Consider the following 17,404-nt stretch of genomic DNA (forward strand, 5'->3'; position numbering starts at 1 on the left):
CGTATATTCCATTGTGTAACACTTTACCTCTATTAATAATACCTAGTTAAAAAAGTTTTTATATCTAAATTAATCGATGAGAGATACTCATCAGATGGAAAATGCCCCATATCATAGGAATGAAAGCTTATGAGGTTAGGAATGATACTTCGGGCTGTCTTGAATATCTTAACGCCGGGAAAGAAAACATCTGATTCCCCAGTAATAACCATGGTTGGTGCTTGATAGTTTACTAGTTCTTTTCGTTTCGTCAACTTCGGCATATTTCTTTCCAGTTTTACATATCTAAATATCTCGCCAATCAACTGTTGATCTTGTTGCCTCATCATACCAGCAGACATATGGTCTGTAATTTTTTGTAAATGTGTTTCTGAATTAGTTCGATGAAAACGTACCAAAGGAATAAGAATCTTTCTGACCATGTCTTTCTTGGGACCTAAATGAATTCCCGCAGGGTTTACGAGAATTGCGCAATCTATTTTTTCAGGAAAATTAGCTGCTAACCGAAGAATAATCCCCGCACCATATGACGGGCCAATAAACGCACTTCTTTCTACTTGAAAATACGACATAATATCTAGTATCCAATTTGCAAAGCTCTTGTCTTTAGCAGAAATGCGAACTTCATCACTATAACCTGGATGTCCGATAGTATCAGGGGCTATGATTCTATAATGCTTAAATAATTGCCGAAACCACTGTAACGTCATCGGATTAATTGCATTTCCTCCTTGTAAAATAATTATTGGTTTGGCATTCGCCGGACCTGTTGTCAGTACATGCGTCTTACCATATCGTGTGTTTACATATGTTCGCTTATATTCTATTGCCAACGTATCTAAATACGATTCATAGTACGATTGAATACGTTGCTTCCCATGCTTCCATCGATATATTGATTCAGATTTCACTTGTCATACTCCCCCTCTTCTATACAAATACCGTGGCAAATTAGGTTGCTTTAATTATCATATCTTAAATACAAATAGAACGATTAAACCGAGCATATTTTATTCTTAGAAAAAATAACACTTTCAAACGGAGGTACCATTTCTACTTACTCTTCTAAAGGTTTCCCACGCATAGGTTGATTAATTTGCGCAATAATGATGCCAATAATGATCATTACTGAACCCGCAAACACACCAAGTGTAATTTTTTCACCTAGTAAGAAGCTGGAGAAAATTAAACCAAACATCGGTACTAATAATGTCGAGATGGTCGCAGATACCATATCGATTAAACTAAGGATAAGAAACCATACCGTAAAACAGAGCGCCGAGGCAAAAATACCTGTAAATAATATGTAATAGATACTTTGAGCATTTAATAAAAGCCGCTCATTGGGTTCCATGATTAGCGTAACAACCATAATGGCAATCGTTCCAAAGAACATTTGGAATGCGGATACTTGTAACTGTGGGAGATCTTGTACTTTCTTTCGATAATAGATGTTTGCTATTGCCCAGGAAATAGCGGCTATAATAATTAATACTTCCCCGATAATAATCTCGATTGATTGCCCCATCCAAATATCCCATCCTAAGATAGTTAATAATCCAAGCATACCAATAATCAGTCCAGAAGATTTGGCTAGGGTTAATCTTTCATTTAAATACTTTGCTGCTAACAAACTACTCCACATTGGCATGGAATAAAGCAATACCGATGACTTACCAGCATCGACAAAACGTAAGCCATACATGACAAGCAGGAATACGATAGCCGTTTGTAATATACCAATGACAAATATATGTTTCCAGTAATGCTTCGGTGGCAGCCCCACTTTCATGATCCAGGCCACTACTAATAAGGTAATAGCTCCTACACCAAATCGAAACGAAGAGAAGGTGAATGGACCCATGTAGTCCAATGCTTGCTTCATAAGCACCCAAGCATATCCCCATAATAACGTTATGATTAATATTAAACTTCCAATGAGTGTACGATTCTTTTGTAATTTTTCTATGAATTGTTTGGAGCGTTTCCCCATTCTCTCCCTCCTTTTTTCATTCATCATAGCAAAAAAACCTTTCAAAGAACATGGAGTATCTCTCGCTTATGAAGTAATTCCTTTCTTTAAGGCGGCGATTTATAAAGGTCAAACCACCAATTTTTCTATTTTTCCTTACATAAAAAAATAAGCCTGCAGATGCACGCTTTTTAATAAACTACCTTTCGTGCTATTAACTTTTTTGTGCCTTGCTGTAAATTCCCTTCTGTTACAACTGCTATCTTTTCATTTATATGTTTTATGTTCTTTTCTAGTCCATGAATATGTAGCTCCATGTGGTTCATCTTCGTTTCTAGATTGCTGTATAGTTCGTCAATTTGCTGGCTATTTGTTTGTATATCCTCTAGTTCATCCATGACATCAGTGATAGCATGCAACAGATCGTCCACCATATCTTTGGTCAACCTGTCTCCTCCTTTACACATTCTGTAACTTTATCGTAACAATTTGTAATAAAAGCAACAAGTGTATTTAGAATGATTTTCCTCTCAGATGTTTACTTTTAACTAGCTGAAAATGACCAAGCAAGATGAACTACTCAAACAACTTAAAGGCTTAAGCATCAAAATTGTGACACTTAAGCCAATAAATAATTTCTACCTGTTTCATTTTTTCTGTTTATGGATGATATTTCCAGCTAAAGCATATAACACGGCATACGTTACAAAATGGGAAGAATTATCATTCGTATCCTGTTGAGGGTACACTTCTACATAATCCATTCCTTTTATCCCTTGTTTGGCAAATTCATGAATAAGTTCTAATAACTCGAAAGATGTCAACCCATTCCCATCAACAGGGCCACCAGGATTAAATGCAAAATCTAATACGTCACTACAAATACTTAAGTATACCGCTTCGGTCCCTTTACTAGCAATGGCGTAGGCTTCCTTAGCTAGCTGTGCTATATCGGTAGCCTTTCGAACATCCCGTACCGAAATGGTAGTTGCTCCTACCTCTTTTGCGTACTTTCCTGTTTCAGGAGCATTCCTCGGTCCATGAATTCCCATATGCACAATACTTTCATTGCGTACACTTTCACTTTCATAAATGCGATGGAATGGTGTACTTCTTGCATAAAGATCCCCATCATAATCCTTATAATTATCATAATGAGCATCTAAATGAATGATGCCAACTTGACCGTCGACTTGCTCACTTAATGCTTTCACGATTGGATAGGTGATGCCATGATCTCCACCAAATGCAACTGGGAAACGCTTCGAATCCCATACGCTGCTTGCAAACTGTTCAATACGTCTCATCGTCTCAATCGTATCTGCCGGCACCACATCGACATCGCCTAAATCAGCGAGTTGATAATGGGAGAGTACGTCAATATGATCAAGTTCTGGCAAGTACCCCGAATAGCGAGCTGAATTTAAGCGGATGGCTTTTGGTCCTAATTCACAGCCTGTGTAATCACCCCAAGTAACAGCACCTTCCCAAGGAACACCATAAATTAATACGTCATAATCTTGTATCTGTTCACTACTTATTTTTAACTTGGTTGCCCCTAAAAAGCATGGTGTATTTCCATAAATTTTTTCCTGATTCATGTTGTACCACTCCTAGTATTTATTTAACTCCTGTGACTTTATCGTACTCATCTATCATTTCTTTTGATGGTCCTTTTCCAACGAGGCTAAATAAGACAATAGCAATACTTGATAAAACAAATCCTGGTACCATTTCATAGAGCTCGGAGCCAGTTAACGGCCATAGGAATACAGTAATTCCACCAATTAATATTCCTGCCACTGCACCATTTCGGGAGGTCTTTCGCCAAAATAAAGAAAATAATATGGCGGGGCCAAATGTAGCACCAAATCCAGCCCATGCATAACTTACTAAATCAAGGACGGAACTCGTTTCATTCCATGCAATCATAACAGCAATAACGGCAATAACTAATACCGAGATGCGACCAACCCATACGAGTTCTGTTTCACTAGCATTTTTGCGGAAATACCTTCTGTAAAAATCCTCAGATAGAGCACTAGATGATACTAGTAATTGGGAATCAACCGTGCTCATAATGGCTGCAAGTACAGCAGCTAATAAAACTCCTGCGATCCAAGGATTGTATACCACTTGTACAAGCTGAATAAATACTTGCTCGGAATCCGCAAGCGGCTGATCAAAGGTTACAATTCCAAGCATTCCAACAATCAACGCCCCGTAAAGTGGAATCACTAAGCCCATCGATACACTAATTAACCGGGCTTTACGAACTTCCTTATGAGATCGAATCGCCATAAATCGAGCAAGTATATGTGGCTGCCCAAAATATCCTAATCCCCAAGCAAGAGCAGAAATGATTCCCACTGCTCCAATTGCACCTGCAGATTCCCAAAGAACCCCTTCCACTTGATTGTATTCGGTTGCGGCAAATGCATCGATTAGACTTGGTGTTATTTGACCTAGTTGATTAAACAATTCCCTAAATCCACCAATCTCAATCAATCCATAAATAGACGTAAAAAGAAGTGCTGCAGACATTAATGCACCTTGAATAAAATCGGTGTAGCTAACAGCCAAAAACCCTCCCAAAAAAGTATATGCAACAATAATAATTGCTCCAACCGTTAGTGCTAAATGATAATCCATATCAAAGGTTCCCTGAAAAAGCTTCGCACCAGCAACTAAACCAGAAGCAGTATAAAAAAGGAAAAAAGCTAAAATAAATGCTGCTGAAATGACTCGCAATAAATGAGAGTTATCTCTGAATCGATTTTCAAAATACTGAGGAAGCGTAATAGAATCATTTGTATATTCTGTATAGATTCGAAGTCGCTTTGCAACATACTGCCAATTAATCATGGCACCAATCGCTAAGCCAATGGCGATCCATAAACTCCATGTACCAAGACCTGCTGCATAAGCAGCTCCAGGTAAGCCAATTAACAGCCAACCGCTAAAATCACTAGCTGAAGCTGAAAAGGCAGTAACCCAACTGTTTAATTTTCTTCCACCTAAGACATAATCCGATAAGGTATTTGTCATACGGTATGTAATAATACCAATTACGATCATTACGATAAGATAGAAAATAAAAGTTAAAAGTGTAGGATTCATTTATCTTCTTTCCCCCTCTCGCTAAAAAAGGTAATGATTGCCCAAACAACAAGTAATGGCATTGGTATCGCAAACCAAAATAACGTCCATCCACTAATTGCATATTCCATCTTTTTCCTCCTTTTTTGATGAAATTCCCCTTTTTTATTACCTTATACCTAGTTTATCTTATCATAATAATTAGAAAATTTCATTTTATCTAATTTTATGCATTAGTCTTTACTTTTAATCTGATGGATTGATTTATATGTCTTCGTACAGCTTGTATCACGCTATACATGAACTCATCTTACAGGAAATAAAAAGAATCCATTTTTTACAAAATGGATTCTTTCTTCGTTATATAAGAGATCGAAATATTCTCTACCTTTACTTAAGAAGCGTTCCATCATGCAGAAAGACATAATTCTCTTCATTTCTTAAATTCGTAAACTGCCCGAATCTATTGATAGATTCGGGCTTAAATTGGGATAATTCTTAATCTAAACAGTTTTTCCCAGTCCTATTACATCATTCATATTGATAGTATTCTATCATATAGTTGGTATCAGCAAGCACTTCTTCATAAGCGTCCGTTGACAACCAACCTCGATCGTTTAATTGTTCGATTAATGTCTTAAATGTTAGTAAATGTTTGATTAGCTTATCCTCTCTTTGTTTCTTCTCATAATAGGCGAGAACATCTAAATGCCTCTGAATAGAACGAACCGTTCGATCGTTTGCGAAATCCCCACGTTCTGCCAGTTGTTCAACTAAGGATTGCATCCCACGAATCGAGCTAGAATGATTCCCTGGGATAACCTTCACTTCCGCAACAACAGGAAGATGATCAGCAGCATTCGTTTGATAAGTATGCGATCCTTCCACTTCCATCCGTTGAGAAGTGAAGATATAATCGATTCGCCGATCTGGATTGGTAGCTGGATAGGTAAAACCTGGCGCTTCATTTATTCCCCACGCATCAGTAAATCGTTGAAAGAGTGGCGATAATTCAGGAGCAGTTGGCCTGGCATTCATATCGCCAACTAATATAGAATATGTGTTTTCAAGCATGATATCTCTCATATCACTTACTTGCATTTCTCGTACAAACGGGTCCGAACGATAATCTAAATGTGTAACATAAACCGATACATGAGCACCATTCACATTAACCGTAGCTTCTAGAAATCCTGGTGCAAGACTCGGTGCTGGATTGGGATCCTGTGTAGAAAGCCTGGTAATTTCTCGATTGGCAGCATCAATAATGGGATATTTACTAAGTAGACCTACTCCGAATTGTCTGCGTTCTTCCCTACCAGTTTCAGGGGCCAAATCGTAAATTGGAGCAAAATAATAATACATATCTAATTCCTCAGCAAGCCTTTCCATCATATGATCATAATTACTTCGATTCCCCCAATGGATATCTACTTCCTGCAGCCCGATAATATCAGCTTCTGTCTCACGGATGGCTTCTGCAATTCGCATTAAATCATACGCCCCATCTGTACCTCTACCAGCGGCAATATTATAAGTTGCAACGTTCATAGCTATCTGATTATTATTTTCTGCTACCACCACATTTTCAGACTTGCCGAACATCGTAATAATCATTAAACTAAATAAAAGTATAACCAATCGCTTCATTAAAAACCGCTCCTTTACCCATGAAAGATTCATAAAAACAAGAGAAACCCATTGTCGCTTCTAACACATATGCTGTTTGTTGTAGGAAATGGCAAAATACAACCACTATCACTCCCCATTGTAAATAACCTGAAAAAAGTCCCCATTTATGAAAGGGGACTACTCTATTTGTTTTATTTCCATTGATTCATCATATCATTGGTATAATCCATTAAGCTTTTATACGCAGCTTCCGTGATATTTTGTTCTTCTTTTTGCTGATCAAGCAATAACTTGAATCCATTCAGATGTTTTCTCACTTTAGCTGCTTGACCTTGTTCTTCATACTGAGCAACTGCTGTTAAATGCATCAATAATTTACCTTTGGCATCTCCTTCAAATGCTGATCTATCATCCCATTCTTCTATTGCTGTTTGCACATCTTCAACCATCACTTTATAGATTAAATAATCCCTTCTCGTTCCTTTAAATGTTTCTAAATCTTCTGACCATGTATCAATCATTTGACCAACCGTTTCACCATTTTCAATTGCCTCACGTACCCATCCGTTACCAATTAAATTATCAAAGAAGGATATTCCATCACTATTTTCAGCACGGAATGAAAAATCTTCTGGATACATGTCATGAATCATCTTTACAATATGAAGTCCAGTAACTACTGGCTGATAAGCCTCTTTATCCATTACATGAATCTGTACGCCATGAGATAATGTCCCACTATGTTTGGAAAAAGTTGGTGTGAATGATGCTGCCCGGAAAATAACGCCAGGTAATTTCAAATCGTTCATTGCCTGAGCAAATTCCGTACTATTTATAAATGGCGCACCGATTAGTTCGAATGGTTTCGTTGTTCCACGTCCCTCTGAAACATTCGTTCCTTCAATGAGTGCTGACCCTGGATAAACGAGTGCTGTATTTAGTGTTGGCATGTTGGGCGATGGCAATACGAATTCTAAGTTCGTATCATCATAATACATCCCTCTTTCCCAGCCATCCATCCCTACAACCGTTAAATCGGCACCGATTTCAAATTCCTCATTAAATAAATTTGCTAATTCGCCGACGGTTAATCCATGACGTAATGGAATTGGATAATTCCCTACAAATGAAGCGTACGCTGGATCAAGTACCGGCCCTCCTACTTCATAACCACCTAATGGATTTGGACGATCCAATACAATAAATTCTTTGCCATTCTCTTGTGCAGCTTGCATTGCATAGGCCATGGTGTAAATATACGTATAAAAACGTGCACCGACATCTTGAATATCGAATAAAAGAACATCTACATTTTCTAACATTTCTGGCGTTGGTTTTCGTGTTTCTCCATAAAGACTATATACAGGCAGCCCCGTTTGTTCATCGATATAGTATTCAACGTATTCCCCTGCTTGTGCGTCACCTCGAACGCCATGCTCCGGTCCATAAAGTGTAGTTAAATCCACGTCCGGATCATTGTGTAGTCGGTCAACAATACTGTTTAAATTTTGATCTACCCCGGTAGGATTTGTAATTAATCCAACACGTTTTCCTTCAATTAATTCCTTTTGATCATCCAATAAAACTTCTACCCCAAGTTTTAATTGTCTTGGTTCCGATTCATTTGTTTCATTAGCTTTATCTGCCATAACAACGGATAAAGAGTAGACAACAAAAGCGATACTTAACAGTGTAATGACTACTTTCTTCATTGTTTCCCCCTCCTATGGAATCTTACATTATTTTGGCTGATTTTGAAAAAAGAAGACAGCTAGTCCCACTATCCTATTTCCACGTGAGTTCCTAGCTGTCTTCATATCCGTAGATCAACTGACGAAAAACATAGCTACATCCTTATTTAGTTTTGCCATTTATTTTGTAAATAAGCAGTATTATTCGCTAATGTCGTATACGCCTCTTCTGTTATCATTTCCTGATCTAACTGCTCATCGATAAGTTGTTGGAATCCTTTTAGATGCTTAATAACTTTATCTGACTTATCTAGCTTTTCGTACCTGCTTACTGCAGTTAAATGAAGCTGAAGGGAATAGGCAGCCCGATTCGTAGCAAATGCATCTTTCGTTTTCAATATCTCAACCATTTCCTTCATTTGTTCTGCACTCCATGAATGAATAGCAGCTGCAGTTTGTTCAGAGACTTCTCTACGGATTGGATTAGTCGAAACAGTTTCCCGCGTAGGGTGAACGCGATTCGTTAATAGAACCGCAAGGCTATTCTGGTTTGGGCTGACAACAATGGATGTGCCTGTATAACCCGTATGCCCCATCGTATTAACTTCAGCTAAATCATCCATGTACCAACTCTGATTTAACTCCCAGCCTAATCCTTGATCTTGTCCTGGAAAAGCCTCATTCCAATTTGTTTTCATCAGTTCTACTGCTTTATCAGAAAGAATTTGTTCGCCTTTGTAATTGCCATCTTGAAGCATCATTTGAGCAAAAGCTGCCAAGTCAGTAGCTGTACTGAAGATACCAGCTTGTCCTGCAACGCCATCTAGTGACCAAGCATTTTCATCATGAACGCTTCCCCATACAAGACCTCGTTCTGTCCATGGCTGGTATTCTGTAGCAGCTATCCGATCTCTTAATGAAGCAGGTGGATTGTACATTGTATCTTCCATATCTAGTGGCTCGGTGATATATTCAGATACAAAAGCATCTTGTCTAACTCCACTTAACCTTTCTACTAACACACCTAATGTTAGATAATTGACATCGCTATAGACATACTCTGTATTTGGCTGATTTTCCAATGGTTCTTCCAGTACAAAGTCTAGTCGATCCTCCCGATCCCCTTCTATTAAATATAGTGATTCTGAAGGACTTGGCGCGAAACCAGACGTATGGGTAAGCAATTGACGGATCGTCACTTCTTCCTTCTCATTGACAGCGAATTCTGGTATATACTCTGCTACAGGATCATCTAATTCAAATATTCCTTGATCCCATAACTGCATAACAGCAGTTGCTGTAAATAATTTAGATATCGATGCCATATCGAAAATGGTGTCTTCTTGCATCATGACCGGATTCTCCATTTCTGTAAAATCAGCATCCGTATAGCGCGCCGCATAACCATAAGCGTTATGTTTAACGATTTTTCCGTTTTTAGCCACCAACACCACTGCTCCAGGCATGACTTGCTCTGAGATAGCTTCTTCTATCGCTTGATCAATATCTGCTAATGGCTCTTCCAGCATTTGTACTTGATTGGGGTTATCTGGAACTAATTGGTTTGCAGCTGCATGACTCATGTCCATGCTAGAAATACAAAAACTAAGGATCAACGTCATAACTATCATGAAAGGGATGGTTCGTTTTTTCATTTCAACTCACTACTCCTATCTATTGCTAGTTCAATTATTTTTCCTCACCAGCACTTTGTGTCGCAGTGAAAGTCCATTCTAAATTCAAAGAATCTCCTTGAAACTGATTTTGATCTTCTCCGTTATCCACAAAATTAAATTTAACGACCAAATCATCAATCGAATCAACAGGAAGCCCTTGTTCTCCAAGCAATGGATCAAATACGTGTTCGTTAACGGCTTCCGGTGTCATTCCTTTTAACTCAGCTAATGTCGTTTCATAAATAACTTCATCCAATTTATCTGCATTATATAAAAACTCTACTTGAATATGTTGACCAAAATCTTCTGTATTATCGCCACTCGCATCCGCAACGTTATAATCTGTAGCAAGTAACACTTTATCAATATCCAATGATCCATTATTTTGCAGTTCAAAATCACGAATCATCGAATCTCCTGGTTTAATATTTTCAACTTGAATAATTTCAGTAGGCTCAGCTACCAAATCTAGTGTGCCAGCAGCAAACGTATTATTCGTCGTTTCACTATCACTGAAATAAGCATAAGTTCCTCCGCCAATAAGCGATAAACCGAGTGCCGCTGATAGAATCCCTGTTCCTAATTGTTTTTTAATATTCATTGAAAATTCCTCCCCTATATTCATAAATGGTATAATCTGTGATTCACTCTGTTCGCATATTTTTATCATCAATTAGTTGTTTCACTTCTTTAATGGTTCGGCGAATAGTAAATAATGCATAACCAAGCAGAAGAATTCCAGGTAAAATCAACAATAATGCTGCTCCTTCTTTTGTTTCAGCAAAATTCATAATGTAACCAATATACGGAATCGTAAATCCGCTATACGTACCAACAACATTTTGGGAAAGAACTGGATTTAAGTCTTTTCCATCATTAGCATCGCCTTTTGTAATATATTGATTGCCATTATCAATAACTTCTACTATACGATGGGTTACCAGCATATCGTCTTCTGTCCTAAACGTAATGACATCACCTGAATGGAATTGTGTTTTATCCCCTTCCGTATGAATAGCTATTATTGAGCCTGTTTCAATATTCGGCTCCATGGAGCCAGATAAAACCGTCTTTAGCTGATAACCAAATAAATTCGTCTCATTGCCAGTTGCCTTTGATACAAGAACCAGAAATAGCATACAAAGCAACAGGATAAATAAAAGAGTAGTGAGTAAATTACCGATTCGCTTCAGCATCTGTCTGCTGTTCATTTGGCTTATCACTCCCATCTGAATCAGAGGCCTCGATGTCTACTGTACTTGATTCGTCGTTTGCATCTTGAGCTTCTGTTTTGTCTTGATTTATATTTGAGGATGGTTTGGGTTCGGATTGTTGGTCCTTAACTGTTTTCTTTTCCAGTTGTTCTTTTTCCTCAACCGTTTCTTTCTTTTGTTCTTTATCTTCTTTTTTCTGATCTAACCCTTGTTCTTCTGAACGTTCTTTTAGCTCTGGTTTAGAATCATCAGATGATTCCTTTTTCTGTTTTATCTCCTCTGCATGATCTACTTGGATTATTTCATGAGCTGTCAAACTTCCTTGAACAGTACTTGTTGCCGTAAAGGATGCACTAGTAGGAGATGACAATTGGCTCACGATGATAAACATGAGATACAGTAATGTTATGAATCGAATGGTGATACGTTTAGAAAACGGTTTATTTCTGCTCTCTCTCTGTTTGTTATTCAACGTATATTCCTCCTGCTATTTGAAACAAGTCAATCGTTTTCATTCCAGGTTTCTATTAAGTGAATAGCTTCTGTATCTAGATAGCTAAACGCTTTGTCGGAGATCGCGTTATTTGCTAGTTGATGCTGAATCAAATCTTGAAAACCTTCCATATGTTTCACTACTTTATCTGCAGCTTGTTTACGTTCAAATCGACTGACAGCTGTTAAATGAAGAGATAATTTACGTTCCACATCACTCGAAAACTCGCCTTGACTAGCAAGCTCCGCAGCTAACTCCTTCATTCCATCTGCACTAAGCTCCGTATCAATATAGTCTATGCTATGACCAATCTCATACATATCTGGGATCGTCACAGGTAATTTCCCAAATGGGTTTAGCTCGCCAGTGAGTACATTAGCAACAGCATTTATGGATACATCCATATAACTATAGGTACTTAGATACCCCTCCACTTCAGGAAATGCCATTACATCATACGGATTCCGATGAGCGGAAACAATTACTGGTTTTCCTGTGTCTTCTAATGCTTGAACGAACTGCTGCTGCTGTTCATTGGTATTGGCTGTATAGGTTGTGACTAGCACTTTATCAGCCTCTTCAGCCCGTGCAACAGCTTCATTAATCTCTTCCTCTGTTGGCGAAGCAGCTGTCGAAAACCCTTCCACATGAATTCCTTGATCCATTAGTAAATCTGTTAGTCTATCTGGCTTAGCCATAGATGGACCTGTCACAAAAACGGAGTCGGATGATTGGAATGGGAGAACATCGTCACTATTTTTTACTAGTGTTACACTACGATCTGCCATCTCCTGAGCAGCATTTAAATGATCTGAAGATCCAATACTCTCTATTGCTCCAGGATCTGTATATGGGTCATTAAACAACCCATTATTCATTTTGGCAGCTAGTATTCGATGAACGGATGCTTCCAACCGTTCTACACTAATTTCACCAGTTTCTACTGCCTCTAGCATAGAATTAAAAGCAACCTCAACATTCGGTGGATTGAGTAAAATATCAGCACCGGCTTTAAACGCTTCTACAGGAACGCGTTCTGGTGGAACAACATTGGCACCTGACATTCCAAGACTATCTGTAATAATTAATCCTTCAAATCCCAGTTCTTCACGCAATAAATCAGTTAAAATCGGTTTCGATAGCGTAGCAGGCAATCCTGAATCATCTAATGCAGGAACTACGATATGACCAGTCATAATTGATTGTATTCCGTTATCGATCGCTTCTTTAAACGGTTTCAAATCTACTTCATGTAATGTTTCCAAATCATGATCTATAATCGGTAAACCATAATGAGAGTCAACAGCTGTATCACCATGTCCTGGAAAATGCTTTGCAGAAGCAATCACGTTTTGATCTTGATAAGCATTAATTTGAGCAGCACCTAATTTAGAAACAAGATCTGGATCTTCGCCAAACGAACGGACACCTATAACTGGATTTTCTGGATTCATATTGACATCCACTGTTGGTGCGAAATTCATATTAACTCCTAAACTCGTTAATTCATTGCCAAGTATACTTCCCGTACGGGATGCATAGGCTTCAGAGCGGGTCGCACCTAGTGCCATATTTCCTGGAAAGACAGTTCCTGGACTTGTTACCCTTTGAACAATTCCACCTTCTTGGTCTGTTGAAATAAATAATGGAATTTCTGCCGACTGATCCATTGCAATTTGTTGTAATCCATTTGATAAGCTATTTACTTGAACCGCATCGAGCGGCATGCCGATATTATCCGTCCAGTTAAAATAAATAATTCCACCGACATGGTAATTTTCGATGACTTCCTGAAAGTTCTTCCCTCCGCGATTATTTCGAAGATTTATCTCCTCATAATCAGAATCTGTTGGGGTTTGTCCATAAACATGAACAATAAAGAGTTGTCCAATTTTTTCTTCTAATGTCATCCCATCGATGATTTCCCTAATCTCATCGTCACCTGTTCCTTCCTTGTTTGTCTGATTTGCTGAAATCTTAGAGAACGGTCCAATAACCAAAACAAGGATTACGGAAAAGAGTAAAATCGCTCGGTAACGTTTCAATGGTATTACCTCCTTCAATGGTTACTACTAAAATGGAAGTCTACCTAATAACATGCTGCATCTAACAATCAACGTTTTACATTACATAAAAAAGAATGTGATATTCGAAACAAAAACACCTGCCTTTCCGAGCGTATTTCAGGTCATCGATGCAAAGAGCACAGTATGTAATTGATTAACTTGACAATAGCAGATAAATTTTGAAATATCTGCACAAATTTGTCGAATAAATCAAATTTTTAGAAAAATGATCCTATTGAACTAGAATATTTCTAACTACCATTAGGACAATAGTTGAAATTCTATTCCTAGAGCTATTAAAAAAGCACTAGGAACACATCTATTTCGAATTGGGTAACTTCATGCTACACTTTACATATCTGAAAATCGATGGAAGAAGGAGATGCATTATGACAAATTTTCCAATTATAGATGGTCATAACGATACCCTTTTACGCCTTTATGAGGAAAATGAGGATAAAAATAGTTTCTTTAGCAAAGGTGCGAATGGGCATATTGATTTACCTCGTGCTCGTAACAATCAATTTGGCGGCGGATTCTTTGCGGCCTTCACTCCAAACGCCAATTATGAAATCGCCCCTGAAAAGTATGTAACGTCGACTGGTTATGATATGCCGCTGCCACCTCAGATTGATCAGCAAACAGCGTTAAATCATACCATGCAACTTGCTTCTATGTTAGTTGAGCTAGAAGCAACTTCTAATGGCATTTTTCAAACAGTCACGAATACACAAAAACTAGCGTTCTGTCTAGAGAATCAGATTTTAGCAGCTATCTTCCATATTGAAGGAGCCGAAGCGATCGATACAGATTTCTCTGCATTACAAGTTCTTTATCAAGCTGGCTTGCGTTCACTTGGAATTGTATGGAGTCGACCAAATGCATATGGAGAAGGGGTCCCTTTTCGCTATCCATCTTCACCAGATATCGGAGGAGGTCTTACTGAAGCTGGTAAGGATCTAGTTCATGCATGTAATCAGTTGGGTATTATGATTGATACCACTCATTTGAATGAAAAAGGTTTCTGGGATGTAGTCCAACAGAGTGATGCACCTATTGTTGCAACACACTCCAATGTACATGCAATCTGCCCGATTTCTCGTAATCTTACAGATAAGCAACTTCAAGCAATTAAAAAAAGTAATGGGGTGGTAGGTATCAATTATGCAGTAAATATGCTAAGAGAAGACGGACAATTCGACACCAATATTCCCCTCGATACAATTGTCCAACATATTGCATATATCGCCGAAAACTTTGGAATTGATCATGTGGCTCTCGGTTCTGACTTCGATGGGACAACCGTTCCTGATTCATTAAAAGATGTCACAGGTTTACCTAAACTAATGAAGCGACTTCAAGCACATGGGTTTACAGATAAGGATTTGGAAAAAGTAGCCTATAAGAATTGGATACGGGTATTGGGAGCTACTTGGAAAGATTGATAATAGACGATATACTTATACCCCCAAAGTTGAATAACAGGTACAAAACGTAATTAATAATACTTCTTCTCGAAAGTTCCCATCATCTGCTTAGTGAGGTGGGATTGAAGGAGAATCATTTTCAATATAGGGATGGAATATACTGCGAGATATCGAGCCCCACAGTGGCGTTTTATTCCACGATGAGACTCGGGGTGTTCGTCCGCAGTACGTGTGAGACTGTGGACAATCAAAAATGTTATGCAAATCAAGGTAATTCTACAGACAAGGTTCCTTCTACCTTCTTATGTTTTTGCGATTTCTTTACCCCTTAATTGCACCTTCTGTCATTCCTTTGGCAATTCGCTGCTGGAAGATGGCATAAAGGATAATCACTGGAACAATCGCAATCACCAAACTAGCAAATAATGTTCCCCATGCGTTCGTATATTGCGCCTCACTACTGATATAATCAATAGCTAACGCAAGGGTATAATTCTCACTGCTCTGTAAAAAAATAAGTGCCATGAAATACTCATTCCAAAATTGAATAGCATTCATAATCGTCACTGTTATGATTCCTGACATACTTAATGGTGTGACGATCTTCCACAACACCCGATATGGAGACATGCCATCCATTGCTGCGGATTCTTCTAATGACTTAGGAATCGTACTTATAAAACTTGTCAAAACAAAAATAGAAAACGGCAATTGACTTACTGCATAAACAATTGCTAGCCCAAAGATATTATCCAATAAATTTAATTGCATTAATAGGAAAAACAATGGGATCCACCCCAACACCATTGGGATCATCATCCCAGAAACATACAACGTAAATAGCAGTTTACTCCCACGAAAATTAATTCGTTCAATTGCATATGCAGTCGGAATCGCCATAACTAGTGTTAAAACTGCACCAATAGCAGTTACAATTAAACTATTAAAAACGCTGATATCAATATTGTAATTGGTCCATGCTTCTACAAAGTTTTGTAGATGAAAAGATTCTGGTATTCCCCACGGATTTCGATAAATTTCTGCATTGGATTTAAATGAACCAAGAAACATCCAAAAGATCGGATATAATACAGCAATGGTCCATAAAACAAGTGGAAGCCGAATCCCAGTTCTGCCTAAGACCTGCCCGATACTTCGTTTCACAAACATATCCCCCTCTCAATTTACTTAATACTCGACTTTATCTCTACGCAGCAAGAACTGTAATATTAATACAGTTAGCAAGGAAAGAATTAAAATCATCACACCAATTGTGGCACCATAACCAAAATTATATTGAACAAATGCTTGTTGATATAGATAAGATCCCATAACATGCGTTGAATTATTCGGTCCTCCTCCTGTCATAACTTGTACGATTATAAAAGAACCGTTTAATGTTGTAATAACAATATAAAGGACAGAAATTTTTATTTGCGGCCAAACAAGCGGCAAGGTGACTTTCCAAAACTGTTGCCATTGATTGGCTCCGTCAATCTCAGCAGCCTCATAATAATTCTTTGATACATTTGCAATACCTCCCATGAGCATAAGCATAAACAAGCCAATCCCAGCCCAAATGGAAGGAAGAACAAGACTTGGGAGTGCCCAATTCTCATCCCCAAGCCATGGCCGCGCCCAATTCTCTAGTCCAAGGAATTCTAAGCCTGAATTTACTAATCCTAAATTGGGGTTATAAATAAACGTCCATAGAATTCCAATAACCACAACAGACATGATATTAGGAAAGAAAAAAACAATTCGATAAAAAGGTGCTTCCTTAATTTTCAACTGCGTTAAGGCAACCGCAAAGAACATAGCAAGAATCATGATTCCAATTACCTTTGTTATAACTAGAAAATAATCATGAATTATCGTATTTGGTATAATTGCATCTTTGATTAATGTTATGTAATTTGCCAAGCCAATAAACTCTTTATCTTGCGACGCACCTGACCAATCGAAGAATGAATAATAAAGTCCACTGAATAAAGGGTAGAGGGTAAAGACTGCGAACATAATAAATGTCGGGACCAAACAAAAAGCCAGAAATGTATACTTCTGTTTTTTTGACTGTACCATCCAATCACTCTCTCTGTTAATCGTTAGAAAACTTGACTATTTACATAAAATA

The 17,404-nt window shown here is 38.1% G+C and carries 14 protein-coding genes and 1 pseudogene; 1 reads left to right on the plus strand and 14 read right to left on the minus strand.

From position 1 onward, the window contains the following. Window positions 1–32 precede the first annotated feature (32 nt). The 12 genes and pseudogenes from M948_RS25290 to M948_RS25345 form a co-directional block, all read right to left on the minus strand. Window positions 33–911: an alpha/beta fold hydrolase gene (locus M948_RS25290; RefSeq protein ID WP_021289157.1), complete on the minus strand. Its 879-nt coding sequence runs from the start codon at window positions 909–911 to the stop codon at window positions 33–35. A 146-nt stretch (window positions 912–1,057) separates the two neighbouring features. After that, the gene (locus M948_RS25295; protein ID WP_021289158.1) at window positions 1,058–1,993 is read right to left on the minus strand and encodes a DMT family transporter; all 936 of its coding nucleotides are present in this window, start codon (window positions 1,991–1,993) and stop codon (window positions 1,058–1,060) included. Window positions 1,994–2,163: 170 nt separating this feature from the next. Beyond that, window positions 2,164–2,418: a hypothetical protein gene (locus M948_RS25300; RefSeq protein ID WP_021289159.1), complete on the minus strand. Its 255-nt coding sequence runs from the start codon at window positions 2,416–2,418 to the stop codon at window positions 2,164–2,166. A 201-nt stretch (window positions 2,419–2,619) separates the two neighbouring features. Next, the gene (locus M948_RS25305) at window positions 2,620–3,573 is read right to left on the minus strand and encodes an agmatinase family protein (protein WP_021289160.1); all 954 of its coding nucleotides are present in this window, start codon (window positions 3,571–3,573) and stop codon (window positions 2,620–2,622) included. Between the two features lie 19 nt (window positions 3,574–3,592). Then, window positions 3,593–5,092 carry a sodium/proline symporter PutP gene (gene putP, locus M948_RS25310; RefSeq protein ID WP_021289161.1) on the minus strand — a complete coding sequence of 500 codons (1,500 nt, stop codon included), beginning with the start codon at window positions 5,090–5,092 and terminating at the stop codon, window positions 3,593–3,595. Window positions 5,093–5,602: 510 nt separating this feature from the next. After that, a complete protein-coding gene (locus tag M948_RS25315; RefSeq protein WP_021289163.1) occupies window positions 5,603–6,721 on the minus strand; it encodes an endonuclease/exonuclease/phosphatase family protein in 1,119 nt (372 codons plus the stop codon). Window positions 6,722–7,158: 437 nt separating this feature from the next. Next, window positions 7,159–8,415 (minus strand): annotated as a pseudogene (locus M948_RS25320) (exo-beta-N-acetylmuramidase NamZ domain-containing protein); the annotation flags it as partial. 146 nt (window positions 8,416–8,561) lie between these two features. Beyond that, window positions 8,562–10,049, minus strand: a complete 1,488-nt coding sequence (locus tag M948_RS25325) for a serine hydrolase domain-containing protein (RefSeq protein WP_021289166.1) — start codon at window positions 10,047–10,049, stop codon at window positions 8,562–8,564. Between the two features lie 34 nt (window positions 10,050–10,083). Continuing rightward, the gene (locus M948_RS25330; RefSeq protein WP_021289167.1) at window positions 10,084–10,671 is read right to left on the minus strand and encodes a CalY family protein; all 588 of its coding nucleotides are present in this window, start codon (window positions 10,669–10,671) and stop codon (window positions 10,084–10,086) included. A gap of 43 nt (window positions 10,672–10,714) precedes the next feature. Further along, window positions 10,715–11,281 (minus strand): signal peptidase I SipW, encoded by a 567-nt coding sequence (gene sipW, locus M948_RS25335; protein WP_031334998.1) that lies wholly within the window; start codon window positions 11,279–11,281, stop codon window positions 10,715–10,717. After that, window positions 11,247–11,756 (minus strand): hypothetical protein, encoded by a 510-nt coding sequence (locus M948_RS25340; protein WP_021289169.1) that lies wholly within the window; start codon window positions 11,754–11,756, stop codon window positions 11,247–11,249. The genes sipW and M948_RS25340 overlap by 35 nt, the downstream gene beginning before the upstream one ends. A gap of 29 nt (window positions 11,757–11,785) precedes the next feature. Continuing rightward, window positions 11,786–13,822, minus strand: coding sequence for a glycoside hydrolase family 3 protein (locus M948_RS25345; RefSeq protein WP_021289170.1), 2,037 nt, complete (start codon window positions 13,820–13,822; stop codon window positions 11,786–11,788). 410 nt (window positions 13,823–14,232) lie between these two features. Between M948_RS25345 and M948_RS25350 the strand changes: the two genes are divergently transcribed. Further along, the gene (locus M948_RS25350) at window positions 14,233–15,288 is read left to right on the plus strand and encodes a dipeptidase (RefSeq protein ID WP_021289171.1); all 1,056 of its coding nucleotides are present in this window, start codon (window positions 14,233–14,235) and stop codon (window positions 15,286–15,288) included. Between the two features lie 303 nt (window positions 15,289–15,591). On the opposite strand, the gene M948_RS25355 is transcribed toward M948_RS25350, so the two are convergent. Beyond that, on the minus strand, window positions 15,592–16,434 hold the full coding sequence (locus M948_RS25355; protein ID WP_021289172.1) for a carbohydrate ABC transporter permease: 843 nt from the start codon (window positions 16,432–16,434) through the stop codon (window positions 15,592–15,594). Between the two features lie 24 nt (window positions 16,435–16,458). After that, the gene (locus M948_RS25360) at window positions 16,459–17,352 is read right to left on the minus strand and encodes a carbohydrate ABC transporter permease (RefSeq protein ID WP_021289173.1); all 894 of its coding nucleotides are present in this window, start codon (window positions 17,350–17,352) and stop codon (window positions 16,459–16,461) included. Window positions 17,353–17,404 lie beyond the last annotated feature (52 nt).

Origin of the sequence: Virgibacillus sp. CM-4, assembly GCF_000445495.1 — a bacterium.
Taxonomy (GTDB): domain Bacteria; phylum Bacillota; class Bacilli; order Bacillales; family Amphibacillaceae; genus Virgibacillus; species Virgibacillus salexigens.

Coding starts and splice junctions, on each gene's coding strand:
- M948_RS25295 (WP_021289158.1), bottom strand. CDS start 1,993: ATGGGGAAACGCTCCAAACAATTCATAGAAAAATTACAAAAGAATCGT.
- M948_RS25305 (WP_021289160.1), bottom strand. CDS start 3,573: ATGAATCAGGAAAAAATTTATGGAAATACACCATGCTTTTTAGGGGCA.
- putP (WP_021289161.1), bottom strand. CDS start 5,092: ATGAATCCTACACTTTTAACTTTTATTTTCTATCTTATCGTAATGATC.
- M948_RS25315 (WP_021289163.1), bottom strand. CDS start 6,721: ATGAAGCGATTGGTTATACTTTTATTTAGTTTAATGATTATTACGATG.
- M948_RS25325 (WP_021289166.1), bottom strand. CDS start 10,049: ATGAAAAAACGAACCATCCCTTTCATGATAGTTATGACGTTGATCCTT.
- M948_RS25330 (WP_021289167.1), bottom strand. CDS start 10,671: ATGAATATTAAAAAACAATTAGGAACAGGGATTCTATCAGCGGCACTC.
- sipW (WP_031334998.1), bottom strand. CDS start 11,281: ATGAACAGCAGACAGATGCTGAAGCGAATCGGTAATTTACTCACTACT.
- M948_RS25350 (WP_021289171.1), top strand. CDS start 14,233: ATGACAAATTTTCCAATTATAGATGGTCATAACGATACCCTTTTACGC.
- M948_RS25360 (WP_021289173.1), bottom strand. CDS start 17,352: ATGGTACAGTCAAAAAAACAGAAGTATACATTTCTGGCTTTTTGTTTG.